This window comes from Rhodopirellula europaea 6C (genome assembly GCF_000338295.1).
In the GTDB taxonomy this organism is placed as follows: domain Bacteria; phylum Planctomycetota; class Planctomycetia; order Pirellulales; family Pirellulaceae; genus Rhodopirellula; species Rhodopirellula europaea.
In genome coordinates this window covers 1-1,894 of sequence record NZ_ANMO01000019.1, presented here as the reverse complement: position 1 = coordinate 1,894, position 1,894 = coordinate 1, and the positions used below count along the sequence as shown (strand labels likewise).

General features: G+C 52.8%; 1 protein-coding gene. It reads right to left on the bottom strand.

The window, feature by feature from the left end; genetic code table 11:
* Window positions 1–1,380: 1,380 nt before the first annotated feature.
* Window positions 1,381–1,866, bottom strand: coding sequence for a hypothetical protein (locus tag RE6C_RS32080; protein ID WP_008653213.1), 486 nt, complete (start codon window positions 1,864–1,866; stop codon window positions 1,381–1,383).
* Window positions 1,867–1,894 lie beyond the last annotated feature (28 nt).

The window sequence follows — 1,894 nt, the reverse complement described above, 5'->3', positions numbered from 1 at the left end:
TTACGATCAGCCGGCGGCGACGGAAGATCAACGACTTCAAAACGCCCGACTTCGCCGCTCGGTTGCATCGTTTGGTTCGCCGCCGACCTCGTGTCAGAAGTGGTTCTCGTGCAACACAATGGAATTCCCGGTGTCAGCGTCGATCACTAACAAGTATAGGTCTGGGCCTTCCATATGGCGAGTCCCAAACCCGGGCGTCGCGTACCACTGGGATGATGCCCAATCTTGCTTGGGCCACCCGGCTGGAATCGATGAGATCAGTTGTTGCGATTTTGGGTGTGAGGAACTCGCAGCCTCCAAATTCGTTTGAGATTTCAGGTAGTCAATCATTGGGGCCTTGGGGGCAAGTCTCCAAATTGAGCAGTGATCAAACCCTGCAGCTAGTCCGCAGGGTGTTAACCCTGTTTGCAACGTCGCATCATCTTTGATCAGGTTGCGCAGAACGTACGGCCAATGTGCTACGTCATGCTGGATGCCAAGGCCTGCACGCTGCCGGGCAGAGTTACGAGCGGCAGCAATCCAGTTTGCTACGGCAGCACAACACGCGCAGCAGACCATCAGCATAAGCAACGCTCGCAATCCGTACTGTGGAAGTCTCATGGCAACGTGGGCGAGAGATGAAGCATTTCAGTCGGCGAACGTCTAAAATCACCCGGTCGCGACGATAGATTCTCCATAGTCAAAACGCCCGACTTCGCGACTCGGGTGCATTTTTTGGTTCTGCCTTCTTCGGTGTCACGGTGACATGGTGTGCAGAGCGGCAGCATAGCCAATCCCAAAGCATAGATGAGGTGCAATCGAGAATACAGCTCTAGCGCCTGTGTTGCGGATCAAAAATGCGGTTAGACCAAATGAGCCGCCAGAAAGTACGCCGATTCCGAGGTAGGCGATTATCTGGTCTCCCTCACCGAAGTCGTGCAGGTAGTCCGAAACCCAAAGAATCGTTCCAAAACTCGCGACCAGAACAGCTGTAGTCAACAGCGCAATACGCGATGACTGGAACCACCATCCAGCTAAGCATCCGACCGCGAAGAATGCAGCGACTGGAACGGACGCACTGAACGACGCAACATACGAGTCGTCGGAGAAAAACAAGCGACGCAAAGATCCATCGAAAATCAACGAAGCAATGATTGCTAGCGTCAAAAGAGAGATTCCAGTCGCAATCCAGACGGTTTGAATTGTGTAAAGGATCGACGGACCTGCGGCGGAACCGGAGTCAGACGTGGCTTGCGAAAGAGTCGAGTATGGATTCAACGCAGGTATGTGATCCAATTCAGATGGCAGAACGACCGCGATAACCGAGTCGCGGCGATTGATTTTCAACTGTCAAGAATGACGACACCGCGACTTCGGTTCATCGCATGGTTCGCCACAATGCTATTTGTCCTCAATCTCGATGCTACCCATCATACCACGACTGTTTCTTGCTCTGAACGAAACCTCAATCGGTCCCATCACCATGCTCTGAAATATCGCCCTAATCTTGTCGACTGGAATCCCGTTCTCGATGAGCGCTTCATCTGTCACGGCTTTCGGTTTGAACCCTTGCCAATCGGATGGGCAAACCAGGAAGCGGTAGGCGCGTTTGAGGGCAAAACATTCAATCACCGCATTTGTTTTGGAACAGAATAATACGCCCCCTTGCCGCATGCCTTCGTTCGACCGAACCGCAGAGGCGAGAGCCTTCGTCACATCCTTCGGTATCCACTCAGGTGGGTGGTCCAAGCCAAAGATGTGATGACGACATTCGCAAATCGGTTCTACATCAGAGTCGGCGAATAAGTCATCGACGCCTTGAGAGTGAGATACGCTGGCAAGTCCAACCAAGCACAGCAACGCCGCAAAACGGAATAGTGTCAACATGCGGGCGACTCGGATTCAATTTGACGTT